This window comes from Streptomyces sp. 2323.1 (genome assembly GCF_900221035.1).
GTDB classification, from domain to species: Bacteria; Actinomycetota; Actinomycetes; order Streptomycetales; family Streptomycetaceae; genus Streptomyces; species Streptomyces sioyaensis.
The window spans coordinates 532,943-549,005 of record NZ_LT907981.1 but is presented as its reverse complement, the minus strand read 5'-3'; the positions used below and the strand labels follow the sequence as shown (position 1 = coordinate 549,005).

General features: G+C 71.5%; 12 protein-coding genes. 4 read left to right on the top strand and 8 right to left on the bottom strand.

Features of this window, described 5'->3' with window-relative positions; translation table 11 throughout:
- Nucleotides 1–15: 15 nt before the first annotated feature.
- From CPH93_RS01860 to CPH93_RS01850, 3 genes are read right to left on the bottom strand one after another with little or no spacing between them, the layout of a single operon-like run.
- Nucleotides 16–1,569 carry an oligosaccharide flippase family protein gene (locus tag CPH93_RS01860; protein WP_096211718.1) on the bottom strand — a complete coding sequence of 518 codons (1,554 nt, stop codon included), beginning with the start codon at nt 1,567–1,569 and terminating at the stop codon, nt 16–18.
- Nucleotides 1,566–3,245 (bottom strand): polysaccharide biosynthesis tyrosine autokinase, encoded by a 1,680-nt coding sequence (locus CPH93_RS01855; protein ID WP_096211717.1) that lies wholly within the window; start codon nt 3,243–3,245, stop codon nt 1,566–1,568. The genes CPH93_RS01860 and CPH93_RS01855 overlap by 4 nt, the downstream gene beginning before the upstream one ends.
- Nucleotides 3,242–4,744, bottom strand: a complete 1,503-nt coding sequence (locus CPH93_RS01850; protein ID WP_096211716.1) for a hypothetical protein — start codon at nt 4,742–4,744, stop codon at nt 3,242–3,244. Before CPH93_RS01850 ends, CPH93_RS01855 begins: the two co-directional genes overlap by 4 nt.
- Before the next feature lie 185 nt (nt 4,745–4,929).
- On the opposite strand from CPH93_RS01850, the gene CPH93_RS01845 reads away from it, so the two are divergent.
- Nucleotides 4,930–6,141, top strand: coding sequence for a glycosyltransferase (locus CPH93_RS01845; protein ID WP_096215258.1), 1,212 nt, complete (start codon nt 4,930–4,932; stop codon nt 6,139–6,141).
- Between the two features lie 37 nt (nt 6,142–6,178).
- Here the strand turns inward: CPH93_RS01845 and CPH93_RS01840 are convergent, their stop codons facing one another.
- Genes CPH93_RS01840 through gmd form a run of 3 tightly spaced genes read right to left on the bottom strand, consistent with a single transcriptional unit; the run spans nt 6,179 to nt 8,846 of the window.
- Nucleotides 6,179–7,303, bottom strand: coding sequence for a glycosyltransferase (locus tag CPH93_RS01840; protein ID WP_231977143.1), 1,125 nt, complete (start codon nt 7,301–7,303; stop codon nt 6,179–6,181).
- On the bottom strand, nt 7,300–7,836 hold the full coding sequence (locus CPH93_RS01835; RefSeq protein WP_096211714.1) for a DapH/DapD/GlmU-related protein: 537 nt from the start codon (nt 7,834–7,836) through the stop codon (nt 7,300–7,302). Before CPH93_RS01835 ends, CPH93_RS01840 begins: the two co-directional genes overlap by 4 nt.
- A complete protein-coding gene (gene gmd, locus CPH93_RS01830; RefSeq protein ID WP_096211713.1) occupies nt 7,833–8,846 on the bottom strand; it encodes a GDP-mannose 4,6-dehydratase in 1,014 nt (337 codons plus the stop codon). The genes CPH93_RS01835 and gmd overlap by 4 nt, the downstream gene beginning before the upstream one ends.
- A 200-nt stretch (nt 8,847–9,046) precedes the next feature.
- Here gmd and CPH93_RS01825 point away from each other — a divergent pair, with 200 nt between their 5' ends.
- Nucleotides 9,047–9,991, top strand: coding sequence for a GDP-L-fucose synthase family protein (locus CPH93_RS01825; protein WP_096211712.1), 945 nt, complete (start codon nt 9,047–9,049; stop codon nt 9,989–9,991).
- Between the two features lie 115 nt (nt 9,992–10,106).
- Here CPH93_RS01825 and CPH93_RS01820 read toward each other — a convergent pair whose 3' ends face one another.
- Entirely contained in the window at nt 10,107–11,450 is a 1,344-nt protein-coding gene (locus tag CPH93_RS01820; RefSeq protein WP_096215257.1) for a sugar transferase, read from the bottom strand.
- 439 nt (nt 11,451–11,889) lie between these two features.
- Here CPH93_RS01820 and CPH93_RS01815 point away from each other — a divergent pair, with 439 nt between their 5' ends.
- Nucleotides 11,890–12,567, top strand: a complete 678-nt coding sequence (locus CPH93_RS01815; protein WP_096211711.1) for an AIM24 family protein — start codon at nt 11,890–11,892, stop codon at nt 12,565–12,567.
- A gap of 141 nt (nt 12,568–12,708) precedes the next feature.
- On the top strand, nt 12,709–13,440 hold the full coding sequence (locus CPH93_RS01810) for a ribonuclease H family protein (RefSeq protein WP_093487847.1): 732 nt from the start codon (nt 12,709–12,711) through the stop codon (nt 13,438–13,440).
- Nucleotides 13,441–13,477: 37 nt separating this feature from the next.
- Here CPH93_RS01810 and CPH93_RS01805 read toward each other — a convergent pair whose 3' ends face one another.
- On the bottom strand, nt 13,478–15,664 hold the full coding sequence (locus tag CPH93_RS01805; RefSeq protein ID WP_096215256.1) for an FUSC family protein: 2,187 nt from the start codon (nt 15,662–15,664) through the stop codon (nt 13,478–13,480).
- Nucleotides 15,665–16,063 lie beyond the last annotated feature (399 nt).

Here is a 16,063-nt window from a genome sequence, read left to right as displayed (position 1 = left end):
AAATGGTCCCAGTGTTCATCGCGAGTTTTCCGAACCGCGCTTGCGTAGCGCGCCGAAGAACTCTCCTACCCCCAGCGGCAAACGATAGCGCCAGACGGCCGCGCCGAAAGCCCCAATGGCTAAAACAATTCCCAAGAGGGCACCGGGAACGCGGTCCCCGCAAAACGTCCGCAGGGCGAACACCGGAAGCGCCATCGCCACGACGGTGATCACCGCGGCGCACACATACCCCCGGTCGACGGTGCGAAAGCCCAGCCGGTAGCGGGCCAGCAGCGCCGAGGCACCGTTGTCCACCACGATCGCCAGCCCCCAGGAAACCGCCGCCCCCAGCACCCCGTACCGCGGCACCAGCCATACCCCGCTGCCCAGTTGGACCACGAACGCGGCGCCGGCGACCACCAGATTCCAGACACTTCGTCCGGCCATCAGGATGACCGTCTGCGCATTGCCGACACCCACGTTGACCAGGCAGGCCACCGCCAGCGCCAGCAGTCCCGGCGCGCCGCCGGCGAAGCCCGGCCCGAACAGCGACAGCACGGTCCCCGGGAACGCCGCCAGGATCACGAACACCGGCCAGGAAAAGAGCGCGATCCAGCGGGTCGACAACCGGTGCAGCCGATGCGCCCCGTCCTCGTCGCCGCCCGCGAGCAGCCGGCTGATCTGGGGCGCCACCGCCAGCCGGATCGCCAGCTGGAGCAGCGTGCCGGCGGTGATCAGACGCCCGATCGCCGTATAGATGCCGGCCTCGGTGCCGGTGCCCAGCACCGACAGCAGGATCACGCCGATCCACACCGCAGTGATGTCGAAGACCGAGGACACCGCCCGTGGCCCGGCGAAGGACCAGAACTCCCGCGTCTGTGGAGGTGGTTGGCCGGTGCCAGGATGCGTACGGCGGGAACGGCGCAGCGACACCCAGGCCGCCACCGCACCCAGCACCCCGGGCGCGAGCCAGGCCACGGACAGCCCCGCCACGCTCGGTGCGAGCAGGACCAGCGGCACCGCGAGCAGGACCCGCAGCGCCGGTTTGCCGATCTGCTCCACGCCCACGAACGGCACCACCGAGCCGTACCCCCGGGTGGCCCCGAGCAGCACCAGCGCCACCGTCGTCACCGGCAGGAAGACCGCGAACAGCCGCAGCAGCGCGGCGGCTTGACCCGGATCCAGATCGGGCAGCAGCCAGCCGGCCAGGCCGGGGGAGCACAGCAGCACCGCCGCCCCCGCGCTGCTGGCCAGCAGCGTCGGCCAGACCGCAGTCCGCAACAGGGCCGGCACGCCGGCGCCCCCGCTGAGTTCCAGGTCCCGCGAGACGAAGCGGACCAGCGCCGTATCGGCCCCCAGCTTCAGCGCGTTGCTGAGGATGGTGAAGGCGGCGACACCCGTGAAGACGGCGCCGGCGCCGCGGGCCCCGAGCCCATGGGTGACGACGGCGACGAGAACGAACCCGAACAGGGCATTCGCGGCCGAGCCCGCCAGGCCGAACAGGCTGCCGCGGGCCGTGGTGGCGACACCCCGTCCGGCGGCCGCGGTCGGTCCGGGGGCCGGTGGCGCGGGCGGGCCGACGGCCGTCACCGGTGGAGCGAGGTGGTGTCGGCGTCGGTGGGCGCCCCGGCGCCCGGCGCCGAGCCGGTGCGGGGCGGGGGCCCGGGCAGCGACGGCGGGGGCACCACGCCGGTCCGCGGACGGCTCCGGCCGCGTTTGCGGTGGGTCGGCCCGCCGTCCGAGAGGCGGCGCAGCGACGGCCCGTGGCTGCCCTTGTCCAGGACGGCACCCAGGATGTGGCCGCCGGCCCCGGTGATCAGCTCCCACACCCGGTCCAGATCGTCCCGGCGGACCTCGTTGAGATCGCAGACCACCACCACGCCGGCCGCCTGCTTGGCGACCGCCAGCCCGTCCGCATGCGCGAGCAGCGGACCGGTGACGACCACGACGTTCTCATTCGGGCCGGACGGTGCATTCAGCAGCCGGGCGAACTCCGGAGCGGACAGCGCCCGGGCCGGGTTGGGCACCTCCCGGCCGGGCAGCAGGTCGAAGCGCCCGTCGACGCCCGCGTCCACCGCGAGCCGCTCGCCGTCCGCCCAGCTGCCCGGCACCGGCCGGCCGTGGCCCGGGTGCACCGGCAGCCGCCGGGCGAGGTCGGGGGTGCGCAGGTCGGCCTCGACCAGCAGGATGTCGTTGCCGATCTCGGCGAACGCACCGGCCAGGTTGACCGCGACCGACACCGCATCGGCGTTCTCCCGGGGAGCGACGATCAGCAGGCTGCCCCGCCCGGCGAAGCGCTGGTCGTGCACCAGCCGGAAGGCGATGGTGCGGTAGGCCTCCGCGCGGTTGCCCCGGCCGGCCCGGCCGACCTCCAGTACGTCGGCGCCACCCTGCCGGCGCGGCAGGATGCCCAGCACCGGTGCCCGCAGGTTGTCCTGCACATCGGCCACCGACCGGACCCGCGGCTCCAGCACCGACCGCACCCAGGCCGCCAGGATGCCCAGCACCAGACCGACCACCGCTCCGGTCAGCAGCATCATGGCCAGACCGGGACTCGACGGGAAGGCCGGCGGATCGCCCTTGCGGACGATGTCGCCGGGCGTGGTGTCCAGGGACTTCAGACTGGAGATCCGCCCCTGCAGATCCGCTATCTCCGACACCAGATTGCTGCGCTCGGACTCGTCGGTGGCCCGCCCCGCCCCGGCACCGGCGTTCGCGATCCGCCGGTCCAGCACCTTGCGCTGGTCCTGAAGGGGCTTCAGCTCGTCGCCGAGCTTGCTGACGGTCTTGTCTATCCGCTGGGACGCGGCGTCCTGCCGGTAGTCGAGGTACGCCTGTACAAAGGCGTTGACGAATGCGGAGGCCCGGTCCGCGGAGTCCGCGTTGTACTCGAACATCAGGGTCTGTGTCTCGGGCGGATTGCTCACCCGCAGATCACGCTGGAGCGCCGCCGGATCGGAATGGATCCCCAGTGTCTTCGCCGCCTTGGCCGCGACCGAGGCGCTCTGCGCGATCTGCCGCTCGGTGCCCATGCTGATCTGCTTGTCCGCCGAGACCCCGCCCGCCTCGAAGGGCGCCGTACTGATCGCATGCACCACGACCTCGCCGGTCGCCGTGTACGTCGAGCCGCCGAGCACGGACACGGCGGCCCCGCCGAGCATGCCCAGCACCAGTCCGAGCACCAGCAAAGCGCGATACCGGAAGAGCTGGCGCAACTGGTCACGGATCTGGTCCGGCTCCTCCGCGGGCTCGTCGAAGACGCTCACGTACGTGCTCCTCCTGTGCTGAGGGACAAGGCGTCGCGCTGCGCCCGGGGCGCGGGTGCGCTCGCGGACGGTGCCGCGGACGGCGGCAGGGCCCGCCGTCCCGCCTTACGGGTGATCAGAATCGGGATGCACACCAGCAGCGCCAGCGGCCCCACGATGGCCATCAGACTGCCGCGCAGCAACACCAGCTGGTAGAAGCCGAACGCCGGGACCAGCAGCGCCGCGAGGGTGCCGCGGCGGCGTCGCAGCCGGTGCCGGAGGTCGTCGATGCGCCGTCCCACCGCGCCGATCAGACCGAAGACGGCAATGACCGACGGGAACCCCGCCCACATGTACGTCTCGATCCACAGCGGCGCGGAGAGGTTCTGGAAGGTGTAGCCCGCGTGCCGGGCGAGCAGGATGCCCGCGTCGTCGGGCTTGCCGGGCCACGCGGCGCGCGGCACGAAGAACAGCGGGGGCCCCAGCGCCGCCGTCGGGGTGAAGCCGTGCGTACGGACGTAGTCCACCCCTGTTTCGACCTGCTGGAAGGCGTCGTAGTCGCCGTTGGAGGTGAACTGCTCGGCGAGCGAGACCACTTTGACCGGCTCCCGCTTGTCGTAGCGGAAGTAGTCGCTGTACGGGAAGACCACCAGCACCACGGCCGCCACGGCCGCCGCGCCGAGGCGGAAGGCCCGCGGCCCGCGCAGCCAGGACGCGCTGAAGACCAGCGCCAGCAGCACCGTTCCGGCCCAGAAACGCGGCTGGCTGATGGGGTTGTTGACGGTGGCGTTCAACGCGATCAGCAGGGGCAGCAGCAGCCACCGTAACCCGCGCAGCGTCCGGTCGCCCGCGGTGAACCGCGGGACGTGCACCAGCGCCACCAGCGCCCAGAACGCCGGCACCGACAGCGCCCAGGCCGCCATCGCGCGGTCCGCCGTCCCGGTCGGTTCCGCGGCTGCCGCCGCCTCGTTGGCGGCCTGCCGGCTGAGGAAGAACGCCGACAGCCCGCCCTGACCGGGGATCAGCACGACGGCCAGCAGCAGCGCCAGACCGCACAGCAGCAGCACCCGCGCCGGCGACAGCCGCCGGGCGAGGAGCGGTTCGAGCACCGTGGAGCTGCGCGACGACCGCCACGACGCCACCGCGGAACCGGCGCTGTAGGCGAGCAGCCCCGACTCCACCACGAGCGTGGTCACGAACGCGGACTGCGCATCGACCATGAACCCCCGCGGATACGCGTCCGTCGCGAGCATGGCCAACGGCGCCAGCCCCAGCCACACATACGCGAAGAGCCAGAAGCCGAAGCCGATCACCCGGGCCCGGACATCCGTCAGGACCCTGGCCAGCGCCGCACCCGTGTGCACCACCACCACGCACTGCACCGCGAGCGCGGCGCCGAACCGGGCGTCCAGCGACTGCAGGATCAGCACCGGAAGCAGCACCACCAACAGCAGCGCCCAGCAGCCGAGCGCGGCGATGCCACGGACCGGCCGTGCAGTACCCCGCTTCCCGGGCATCATCGGCCCACCTCCCCCCAACTCCCCACCAGCGACCACAATCTAAGCGACTTCGGGAAGCAAGGTCGTCTTCGGGACACAATCGCAATCCAATTCACAGCCCGCGGCCCCCGGCGGGCTCCTACGATGACGGCACATTCAGAGGGGGGCCAGTCGTGGAAGACTCGTTCGCAGGCCGGTGTGTGCTCGTGGTCTCGACCAACTACGCACCCGAACACACCGGCATAGGGCCGTACTCGACGCAGATAGCCGAGCATCTGGCCGCGTCCGGAGCCGACACCCATGTCCTCGCGGGCATGCCGCACTACCCGGCCTGGCGGGTGGCGGAGGGGTATCGCGGACGGTGGCGGATGCAGGAACGCCGTATCGGGGTGACGGTGCACCGCCGCAGACATACCGTGCCGCCACGTCAGACCGCCCTGCGGCGGGCGGTGTTCGAGGCAAGCATTCTGGCGCACGGCCTCGTGGCGCCGCCGCGTGGCGTCCGGCCCGATGTGGTGCTCAGTCAGATGCCCAGCCTGGCCGGGGGAGTGCTGGGCGGCCGCCTGGCACGGCGGGCCGGGGTGCCCCATGTCGTGGTCGTCCAGGACCTGATGGGGGCAGCCGCCGCGCAGAGCGGCATCCAGGGCGGGGGGCGGGCCGCCGCCGTGGCCGGGGCGCTGGAGGCCCGGATCCTGCGCGGCGCCGATGTCGTAGGCGTGGTGCACGAGTCGTTCGTGGACCGGGTCACGGCGATGGGCGTGCCGCGCGCACGGGTGCATGTGGTGCCCAACTGGACGCATGTGAAGGGCCCCAGAGGCGACCGGGCGGAAACCCGGGCCCGGCTGGGGTGGCAGGCGGACGAGACCGTGGTGCTGCACGCCGGCAACATGGGCCTCAAGCAGGGCCTGGAGGTCCTGGTCGAGGCCGCCCGGCTCGCGGACCAGGAGGCGGCACCGGTCCGGTTCGTGCTCATGGGTGACGGCAATCAGCGCGCCCACCTGCAACAGCTCGCCGCGGGCAGCTCCGCGCTGACCTTCCTGCCGCCGGCCGACGCCGAGGAGTTCCCCGAGGTGCTCGCCGCCGCGGATGTGCTCGCGGTGACCCAGAAGGCCTCCGTGCTCGACATGAGTCTGCCGTCCAAACTGACCTCGTACTTCATGACCGGCCGGCCGGTGATCGCCTCCGTGGCCGCCGAAGGGGGCACCGCCCAGGAGGTGCTGCGCTCGCGGGCCGGCACGGTGATCGCACCGGAGGACCCCAAGGCGCTGCTGGCGGAGGTCCGTGCGCTCGCCGCCGACCCGGAGGGGGCGTCCCGGCTGGGCGCCCGCGGTCCGCAGTACGTCGAGCAGCGGCTCAGCAGCCGGGCCGGCCTGGAACGGATCACCGCGCTGCTGCGGCAGGCGACGGCCGGCCGGTAGCCACGGGCGGCGGGGGTCCGGCCCCCGCCGCCCGCCGTCATCCGGCTCCGGGCCGGGCGAGCAGCGGGTACCACTCCTCCAGCCGGTCGGCGACCGCCGCGAGCGAGAACTCCTCCGCCACGGCAGTCCGGCCCGCGTGGGCGACGCGCTCCCGCAGCGGCCCGTCCTCCAGCAGCCGCAGCACCGCATCCGCCAGCTCCTCCGGCGAACCGTCGGTCACCAGCGCGGCCCCGCGCCGCTGCAGCACGTCGGCGATCCCGCAGCTGTCCGTGCAGACCACCGGGGTGCCCACCGCCAGCGACTCCAGCACGCTCATCGGGAACGGCTCGTCGACGCTGGGCAGGACGTACACGGTGGCCCGTGCGGTGCGCCGCACCGCGGCGTCGTGATCGAGGGCACCGCCGTACGTCACCGCCTCACCGAGCTCCTCCTCGGCGATCAGCCGGCGGACCTCCGTGAGCCGGCCCTCGTCCGAACCGTGCAGGGTGAAGGACACCTCGGGCCGCTTGCGGTGCACCAGCGCCGCCATCCGGACGAAGGCCTCCGGCCGTTTACGAGCCTGCAACCGTGCCAGGAACAGCACATCCGCCCCGTCGCGCTCGTCGTCCGCCGGTCGGGTACGCACCCCGTTGGGGAGCCGCACCAGCCGCGGGCCGCGCGGCCCCATCACCTGCCGCAGCCCGGCCTCCTCCTCGTCGGTGAGCACCAGCGCCGCCAGGGCCCGGCGCAGCAGCGGGACATACACCCGGTCGAAGAGCCGGGCCACCGCCGAGCGCCGGGGCTGGACCATGCCGTGCGTCTGCACCACGAACGACCGGCGGCGCAGCACGGCCACCGCGAGCGCGGCCAGGGAGACCAGATCGCGCCCGGCATGCAGATGGAGGGCGTCGGCCCGGCCCACCCGGCGCCAGAGCACCGGCAGCAGCCCCGGGTGGAACAGGCCCAGGAACCCCTGCCCCGGCACCAGGGTGCGGGCGGGCCGGGCGCGGAGCGGGACCCCGTCCACGGCGCGCGGCGGCGCGCCCCGGCCCCGCCACAGGGACACCAGCTCCACCTCATGCCCCCGGGAGGCGAGTTCGCCCAGCTGCCCGGTGGCCACGCTCACCGGACCGCCGTACGCCCCGTCGTCGCTCACCAGCGTCACGACATGGGTGATCCTCATCCGGCGCCCCCGGTGGTGTACACCGCGCCGGGCGGCACATCGCGATGGGCGACCACGCCGGCACCGACCACCGCGCCCTTCCCTACCGTGACGCCGCGCAGCACCACGGCACGGGCGGCCACCCAGGCGCCCTCCTCCACACTGATCGGCGCATTGTCGAACTCGAAGGTGGGCGAACGGCGTTGATGGCTTCCCGTGCACAGCACGGCGCCCTGCGACACACAGACATCGGCCGCGATGCTGATCGGTTCCAGATTGATCAGCCAGGCGTCCTCGCCCACCCAGACGTCATCGCCGATCGACAGCTTCCACGGCCACTGCACCCGTACCCGGTGCCGGATCAGGACCCGCTGACCCACATGGGCGCCGAACGCCCGCAGCAGCGGGGGCCGCAGCCGCGGCGGGAACCACCACTTCATGAACACCAGGTTGAGCACGGCGAACCAGGCGGCCTGGGTCAGCACCCCCCGGCCCTTGTGGTAGCCCGCGCCGCTGAAGCCGCGCAGCCGGCGGGCGGTGGCGGAAGTGGTCATCGGTCCACCCGCACCCGGTGGCCGGAGAGCTCGTCCTCCAGCTGGCGTACGTCCGACTCGACCATGATCCGGGCGAGTTCGTCGTACTGCACCTTCGCCGACCAGTCCAGCAGGCTCTTCGCCTTGGACGGGTCACCGATGAGCGCATCCACTTCGGAGGGCCGCTCGTACTTCGGGTCGAAGCGCACACTGCGCTCCCAGTCCAGCCCCACCGTCTCGAATGCGGCCTGCAGGAAGTCCCGTACGGTCGCGGCCACACCGGTCGCGACCACGTAGTCGTCGGGCTCGTCACGCTGGAGCATCAGCCACATGGCCTCGACGTACTCCGGGGCATAGCCCCAGTCGCGGACCGCATCGAGGTTGCCCAGATAGAGATGCTTCTGCAGACCGGCCTGTATGCGGGCCACCGCGCGAGTGATCTTGCGGGTGACGAAGGTCTCGCCCCGTCGTGGGCTCTCGTGGTTGAAGAGAATGCCGTTGACGCCGAACAGGCCATACGCCTCACGGTAGTTGACGGTCGACCAGTACGCCATGACCTTGGCGCAGCCGTACGGACTGCGCGGGTGGAAGGGCGTCGCCTCGTTCTGCGGCGGCGGTGTGGCGCCGAACATCTCCGAGGACGAGGCCTGGTACAGCCGGGTCCGGACCCCGCTGGCACGGATGGCCTCCAGCAGCCGCAGGGCGCCCAGACCGGTCACATCACCGGTGTACAGCGGGGCGTCGAAGGAGACCCGGACATGGGACTGGGCCCCGAGGTTGTAGACCTCGTCGGGCTGCACATCGCGCAGCAGATTCACCAGCGCCACCCCGTCCGACAGGTCGACGTGGTGCAGCAGCAGCCGGCGGTCCGGGGTGTGCGGGTCCTGGTAGATGTGGTCGATGCGCTCGGTGTTGAAGCTCGATGAGCGTCTCATCAGCCCGTGCACTTCATAGCCCTTGCTCAGCAGCAATTCGGCCAGATATGAACCGTCTTGACCGGTGATTCCGGTGATGACCGCGGTTTTCGGCATGGCTTCCCCCCACGAGAAGTGACTGTCCACGAGAAGTGGCTGTGCATCGGGATCGAACGATGGATGTGCCCACGTGCCGGACGGCGGACCGCGGGCGGTGGACGCTACCTGCGCCGTGGCCGGTGGTCGAGCACAAGAAGCGCCAGATATTTCCTGAAATGGTCGGTGGGCGTATCGAATTGACTGCGACAATCCGCCCCATGGATGACTTGCTGCCCACACCTGCTCGTGTTTTCGTCGCCGGCCACCGAGGCCTGGTGGGATCCGCCGTGGCCCGGCGGATGGCCGCCCAGGGCTACGAGGTGCTGACCCGTACCCGTGCGGAGCTCGACCTGCGCGACGCCGAGGCCACGGCGGCCTGGCTGCGCGCGGCCCGGCCCGACGCCGTCGTGCTGGCGGCCGCCAAGGTCGGCGGAATCATGGCCAACAGCACCCAGCCCGTACAGTTCCTGGAGGACAATCTCAGCATCCAGCTCAGCGTCATCGCCGGTGCCCATCAGGCCGGGGTGCGCCGCCTGCTGTTCCTCGGATCGAGCTGTATCTACCCCAAGCACGCCGCCCAGCCCATCACCGAAGACGCCCTGCTGAGCGGGCCGTTGGAGCCCACCAACGAGGCGTATGCGATCGCCAAGATCGCCGGCCTGGTGCAGATCCGGTCCTACCGCCGCCAATACGGTGCCTCTTTCATCTCCGCCATGCCGACGAACCTCTATGGACCCGGCGACAATTTCGACCTCGAAACCTCGCATGTGCTGCCGGCGCTCATCCGCCGCTTCCACGAGGCGAAGCAGCAGGGCCGGCCCGAACTCACCCTCTGGGGCACCGGAACGCCCCTGCGCGAGTTCCTGCACGTAGACGACCTGGCCGCCGCCTGCGAGGTACTGCTGCGCCGCTACGACGGTGACGACACGGTCAACGTCGGCTGCGGCGAGGACCTGACCATCGCCGAGCTCGCCTCCCACGTCGCCGCCGCGGTGGGCTACGAGGGACGGATCGCCTTCGACCCGTCCCGCCCCGACGGCACCCCGCGCAAGCTGCTCGACATCAGCAGGATGCGTGCCCTGGGCTGGGCACCCACCATCCCGCTCGCCGAGGGCATCGCCCGGACCTACGAGGCGTGGCAGGCCCAGCCGGCACCGGCGTAAGCCGGACCGGCCCGCGGTGTGCGGCCGGCGCCCGCCCCTCGGCGAGACACCGGCCGCACACCGCGACCCACGGCGACGAGGCGTCGCGGGCCCGGCGGGACGTTGTGGACACTTCCTAGTACGCACCGCGCCCGTCCACGACGGCCCGCACGGTACGCATCAGCACCCCTATGTCGCGGGAGTAGGACCAGTTGTCCACATAGCTCAGATCCAGTGCGACGGTCTCGTCCCAGGAGAGGTCCGACCGCCCGCTGACCTGCCACAGACCGGTCAGGCCCGGCTTGACCGACAGCCGCCGGATCTCGGTCCCGTCGTACCGCTCGACCTCCTCGGGCAGCGGCGGCCGGGGACCGACCAAGGACATATGGCCGGTCAGGACGTTGAAGAGCTGCGGCAGTTCGTCCAGCGAGAAGCGGCGCAGCAGCCGGCCCACCCGCGTCACCCGGGGATCCCGCCGCATTTTGAACATCGCCCCGTCGTGCTCGTTGGCCGACTCCAGCGCGGCCCGCATCCGGTCGGCGGTGACCACCATGGTGCGGAACTTCCACATCCGGAACGGCCGCAGATCCCGGCCGACCCGGATCTGCCAGTAGAACACCGGGCCCGCGGTACTGAGCCTTATGGCCGCGGCCACCATGGCGAAGACGGGGGAGAGCAGCACCAGCAGCAGTAACGCCCCCAGCCGGTCGGTCGCCTGTTTCAGCAGTACCGGCAGCCCCCGTCGCGCCGCCGGGTCTATGTGCATCACCGTCAGCCCCGCCGCCTTGGCGAGCCGGACCCGGTGCTGTGAGACGTCGATCAGGCCCGGGAGTATGGCCAGATTCCGGCCCCCGTCGTGCAGCGCCCAGGCCAGCCGCCGCACCCGTGCCGCTGGCATCTGCCGGCCCGGCGCCACGAAGACGAGATCGGCGCCGAGTTCGGCGGCGCACGCCAGGACCCGCTCCCCGTCCAGTGCCCCCTCGGGTCCGTCACCGTCGGACGAGAGCCGGTCGCAGACCGGCAGCGCCGAATCGGTCGCTTCGTCCCCGACCAGACAGCTGCCGACGACGACATACTCGTGGTCGGTGCGGTGCCCCAGCTCCGCGAGCACCACATCGACCGCGCCCGCCTCCCCGACGATCAGTACCCGCCGCAGCGCCCGCGCACGGCGCCGGATGGCCAGCAGATACCGGTGTGCGAGCTTGCGCCGGGCCACGCCCAGTGCGAGACACGGCAGCAGCGCCGGTACACAGGCTTCGAGGGAGAAATCGACCCGCGTTCCGACGCAGGCGACGGCCAGTACCCCCAGCATGGTCAGCCAGTCCCGGAAGACGGGCAGCAGCGCACCGGCGTCCAGTGCGTCTCCGGCGTAACGATTCTTCGATGCCCCAACGGCCAGCCACGATGCACCGGCCAGCGTTGCGGTGAGCAGCGGATGGGGCTGCCCCGTGAGCGCACCCAGCGCGGCGACCGGCAGCATGGCACCGATTGCGTCAACGGCCAACGCCACCGGTAAGAGCCGTCGTTCGGCTGGTGTGTGCCTTCCTCCCCTGTAGTGTTCCGGCGCTCGATCCAATTTGGCTGTTCCGGCGGGTGATTCCATCACCCGTGATCCGGCAGCTTCGAACAACCCCATGGCCCCCCACTTGGTCGTCCCCTCACGTTCCGGCGCAGCCGTCGCCCCCTGGCACTGACAACCACCCCGTGTCGGACGTGACGCTAGAGCACGTTGCGCCTGACGGCTGTGGTTTACCTATTTTGAGTGTTCTTGTGTCCGATTGTTTACAAGCCAGGGAAGGCATGATCCGGTTTCAGCCGTCATGTCGTGGGGCCGGGAATCCGGACCGGACGCAGCGGCTCCGGTGCCTGGCGAGGGACTTCCCGCGTACCCGGCCACGGCCCGCTCTAGCATTCCTGTCATGAACAGTGATCTTTTTGCCGCCGAGAACATGGCGACGCAGGCCGGCGCGCCCGGCATGGTGCAGCAGAACGCCAAGTCGCTCAAGTACGCGCTGGACGGGGAGTGCTATGCGCGGCAGGGCGCGATGATCGCCTACCGCGGTGAGCTGCAATTCGAGAAGCAGGGGCAGGGGGTCGGGAAGTTCCTCAAGCGCGCGGTCACCGGCGAGGGGCTGGCGCTGATGGCCGTACGGGGCCGCGGCGAGGTGTGGTTCGCGCACGAGGCCGCCAACTGCTTCATCATCGACCTCGCCGCCGACGACGGTCTCACCGTCAACGGCCGCAATGTGCTGTGCTTCGACCCGTCCCTCTCCTATGAGATCAAGGTGGTCAAGGGCGCGGGCATGGTCGGCGGCGGACTCTTCAACTCCGTCTTCAGCGGCCAGGGCAAGCTGGGCGTGATGTGCGAGGGCAACCCCATCGTCATACCCGTCTCCCCGCAGTCCCCGGTCTTCGTCGACACCGATGCCGTGGTCGGCTGGAGCAGCGGTCTGCACACGGGGCTGCACCGTTCGCAGAGCCTCGGTTCGATGCTCCGCGGCGGCTCCGGCGAGGCCGTCCAACTCCGCCTCGAAGGCGAGGGGTTCGTCATCGTGCGGCCCAGCGAGCTCCGCCCGGAGAAGTCGGCCGGGAACTGACCTTGCGGGATCGGGGCCGAGGTACCTTGTCATGTCCGCTTCCGTGGTGCCCCGGTCCCGCCCCGTCGTCGGCGCGCAGTGGCTGGTGCGGGGACCGGACGCGTCCGGAGGCGGCTTCGCCCCGTAGGACCGCCGCCTGGCATGATCGCGCTCATGGCTGAACGCGTGAGTGCCGCATGTGACGGCGCGTCGAAAGGAAACCCCGGGCCCGCGGGCTGGGCCTGGGTCATCGCCGATGGTGCGGACACCGTCGTACGGTGGGAGGCCGGGCCGCTGGGCACCGCGACCAACAATGTCGCCGAGCTCACGGCCCTGGAACGCCTGCTGACCGCCACCGATCCGGCCGTACCGCTGGAGATCCGGATGGATTCCCAGTACGCGATGAAGGCCGTCACGACCTGGCTGCCCGGCTGGAAGCGCAAGGGGTGGAAGACATCCTCGGGCAAACCGGTCGCCAATCAGGAACTGGTCGTCAGCATCGACGCACTGCTCACGGGCCGCTCCGTGGAGTTCCGGTACGTGCCCGCGCACCAGGTCGACGGGGACCCGCTGAACGACTTCGCCGACCGGGCCGCAAGTCAGGCTGCGACCGAGCAGGAGGCCGCCGGCAGCGAGCTCGGCTCCCCGCAGCCGCCGGCCGCCCCGGCTGCTGCGCGGTCCGCCGGCGCCCGTCGAGGCACCTCCGGCGCCACGGCGCGGACGGCCTCCGCACCGCAGCGGCGCGGCGCGGGCAAGGCGGTGCGCACGCTCAAGGCCAAGTTCCCCGGGCGCTGCCGCTGCGGGCGCTCCTATGCGGCGGGTGAGCCGATCTCCAAGAACGACGAGGGCTGGGGGCACCCGGCGTGCCGAGCCGGCGCGGGCGGTACGGACTGAACTTGAGGAGCAGCGGCTCAGCGTGCGGCCGGCGGGGTCAGGTCGCCTTGCCGCCGCTGCGGCCGGCCACCGGCACGTCGAGGGGACGGGCGATACCCACCACTCCCTCGTCGAGGCGCTGGAGATGCCGCAGCACGCGGAAGGTGACCGTGCCCGTCCGCAGCGCGCCGGAGCCGGCGGTTTCCAGCATCGAGGCGATGCTGGCGCCGGACTGGACCTCGCCCTCGGTGCTCTCCTCCAGCACCCGCGCGACGATCAGATCGATGTTGTACGCGATCCGCCGGCCGGCCCGCTCCAGGCGCGGGTCGGCCGCGATGGTCTTGCTGTACGGGACGAGTTCCGCGGTCGCCGCCAGGGAACGGGCGTGATAGGCGGAGGTCTCCAGGAGGGCCACCAGATAGCGGGCGGTCCGCCGCCGTACCCGTAGGGGTGTGATCGGGTGGGTCAGCGGCTGGATGGAGGCGCGCAGCTCGTCCAGCGCCTCGTCCAGTTCGCGCGCCTTGCCCAGCAGGTCGACGGCGGGCCCGCCGCTGAGCTGCTCCACCGCGGCGGACACCACGTCCCGCAGCCGGACCAGCACCGTGCCCAGCAGCTCGTCCGTACGGCGGTCGGTGTGCACCGGCAGCACCAGCACCGCGCCGATGATCCCGCAGGCGGCACCCAGCGCGGTCTCCTCGATGCGCAGCACCAGCACATCGAGGCTGTAGGTGTTGAGCAGGGTGTAGAGCAGTCCGAGCATCGCGGTGACGAAGAACGACACCAGCGCGTAGGACAGCGGCGCGGTGAAGAACATCCCGAAGATGCAGAGCAGGACCAGCGCGAACGCGGTCCAGGTGTGGTTGCCGACCAGCCCGGCGAGCGCGACACCGGCGACCACGCCGAGGACCGTGCCCACCAGCCGGCGGTAGCCCTTGACCAGGATCTCGCCCGTGGAGGCGGTGTTGAGGAAGACCACCCAGCAGGTCAGCACCGCCCAGTACCAGCGCTGGCTGGACAGGAACTCGCCCCCGATCATGGCCAGCGTCGAGCCCACCGCGACCTGGAACGCGGCCCGGGTGGTGGGCCGTTGCAGCCCGGTGCGGTCGTCGGCCGGCTCCTCGGTCTCCTCGGCGACGACGATGGCGACGTCCTCGGCGTCGAACTCCTCGCGCGAACGCGTGGTGGCCGGGGAGTCGTCCGACTCGTCCTGCGGTCCGTCCAGCGCCAGCCGCAGACCCAGCACGGAACGCGCGGCCTCACCGAGCCCGCGGAAGACGTCCTGGACGGCGGGGGAGGCGAGCGGCAGGTTGTCCTCGTCCCGGTAGCCGAGCAGCCGGTTCCGTACGTGGGCGAGTGCGGTGCCGCGGCCGCCGGGCGCGGGCCGGGCGATCAGCAGGAGGAGGGCGTTCAGATCGCGGCGCAAGGTGCGGATCGCGTCGTCCTCGGTCCGTATGCGGGTGCCCGTGGCCGGCACAGGCGCATGCGGCAGATGCATGGTGAGGGTGTCCGCACGCCCGGCGCTGCGGGCGTTGAGCAGCAGCATGCCCAGCCGCTCGGCGGCGACCTCGGCCTCCGCGACGCGGCGCTGCACCAGGCCGGCCGCGGCCTCGTCCCGCGTGCCCTCCTCCAGGAGGCCCTGGATCATCAGCGCCGCCTCGTGCAGCCGGGCGGTGTGCCGCCGCAGGTCGTCCAGGACCTTGTCGAGCTCCTCGGGGTCCACGTCCAACAGCTCGTTCTGGGTCGCCAGCAGTTGGGCGAGGCGGGCCCGGAAGGCCTCGCGCAGCCGGCCCAGGGTGCGCTGGGGAGTCTGTGGCACGACGGCGAACCGGACGAGGGCGCTGGACCCGATGGCGACGGCCAGCGTCAGATACAGCACGGGCAGGGTGGGGACGCCGGCCTGCACGAACAGCGAGATGAAGTAGACCTGAAACCCGATCAGGCCGAGTGCGGTGCCGCGGTCACCGAACCGCCGGGAGTAGACGGCACCGAAGATCAGCAGCACGAAGAACACATCGCCGGCGATGACCAGGGTGTGCAGCACCGCGCCCAGCGACATGGCGGCGAGCGCGACGGGCAGGCCGAGAGCCAGCGTGATCGCCTGGCCGCGTACCTCCTTCTCCCTGATCGCGAAGGTGGACACCATGGCGACCATGGAGCCCGCGACCATCAAGGGGACGCCGGTGCCGAGCAGTGCGAGGACGAGGAGGGTGAGCACGATGGCCCCGACCGTCCGCAGTCCCGCCATCAGCCGCAGCAGCCCCGGATCGGATGCCGCGAAGCGGTCCCAGACGTTCGTCCCAGCCCGCCGTATCGCTGCCACCACGCTGCCGTACGCTCCCACTTCTTGCCATGATCCCCGGTGCTCCAGCATCGCACGTCTGCTCGGACCGGCTTCAGCCGCCTCGTCCCCGGCCCGGCCGCACCACGCCCGGCACCGGCTGCCGGCCCCGCACCCCGCACCCTTCTCCCACTCCCTGACCTCCCCGGCTTTTTTGCCGTATTTCCGGTGTTAGTGAGGCGTTAGTGGATCATCAGCGGGGGCGCCCAGGGTGGGTGGTGCACAAAAAATGCAGAACCCACCGCCCGGACCGACGGTCCGGCGCTGTCGTCCGGGGGCGCCCTGCCCGGTGCCCTTCACGGACGG

Coding starts and splice junctions, on each gene's coding strand:
- CPH93_RS01840 (WP_231977143.1), bottom strand. CDS start 7,303: ATGAGGATCACCCATGTCGTGACGCTGGTGAGCGACGACGGGGCGTAC.
- CPH93_RS01805 (WP_096215256.1), bottom strand. CDS start 15,664: ATGGCGGGACTGCGGACGGTCGGGGCCATCGTGCTCACCCTCCTCGTC.
- gmd (WP_096211713.1), bottom strand. CDS start 8,846: ATGCCGAAAACCGCGGTCATCACCGGAATCACCGGTCAAGACGGTTCA.
- CPH93_RS01825 (WP_096211712.1), top strand. CDS start 9,047: ATGGATGACTTGCTGCCCACACCTGCTCGTGTTTTCGTCGCCGGCCAC.
- CPH93_RS01810 (WP_093487847.1), top strand. CDS start 12,709: ATGATCGCGCTCATGGCTGAACGCGTGAGTGCCGCATGTGACGGCGCG.
- CPH93_RS01835 (WP_096211714.1), bottom strand. CDS start 7,836: ATGACCACTTCCGCCACCGCCCGCCGGCTGCGCGGCTTCAGCGGCGCG.
- CPH93_RS01820 (WP_096215257.1), bottom strand. CDS start 11,450: ATGCTGCCGGTCGCCGCGCTGGGTGCGCTCACGGGGCAGCCCCATCCG.
- CPH93_RS01815 (WP_096211711.1), top strand. CDS start 11,890: ATGAACAGTGATCTTTTTGCCGCCGAGAACATGGCGACGCAGGCCGGC.
- CPH93_RS01850 (WP_096211716.1), bottom strand. CDS start 4,744: ATGATGCCCGGGAAGCGGGGTACTGCACGGCCGGTCCGTGGCATCGCC.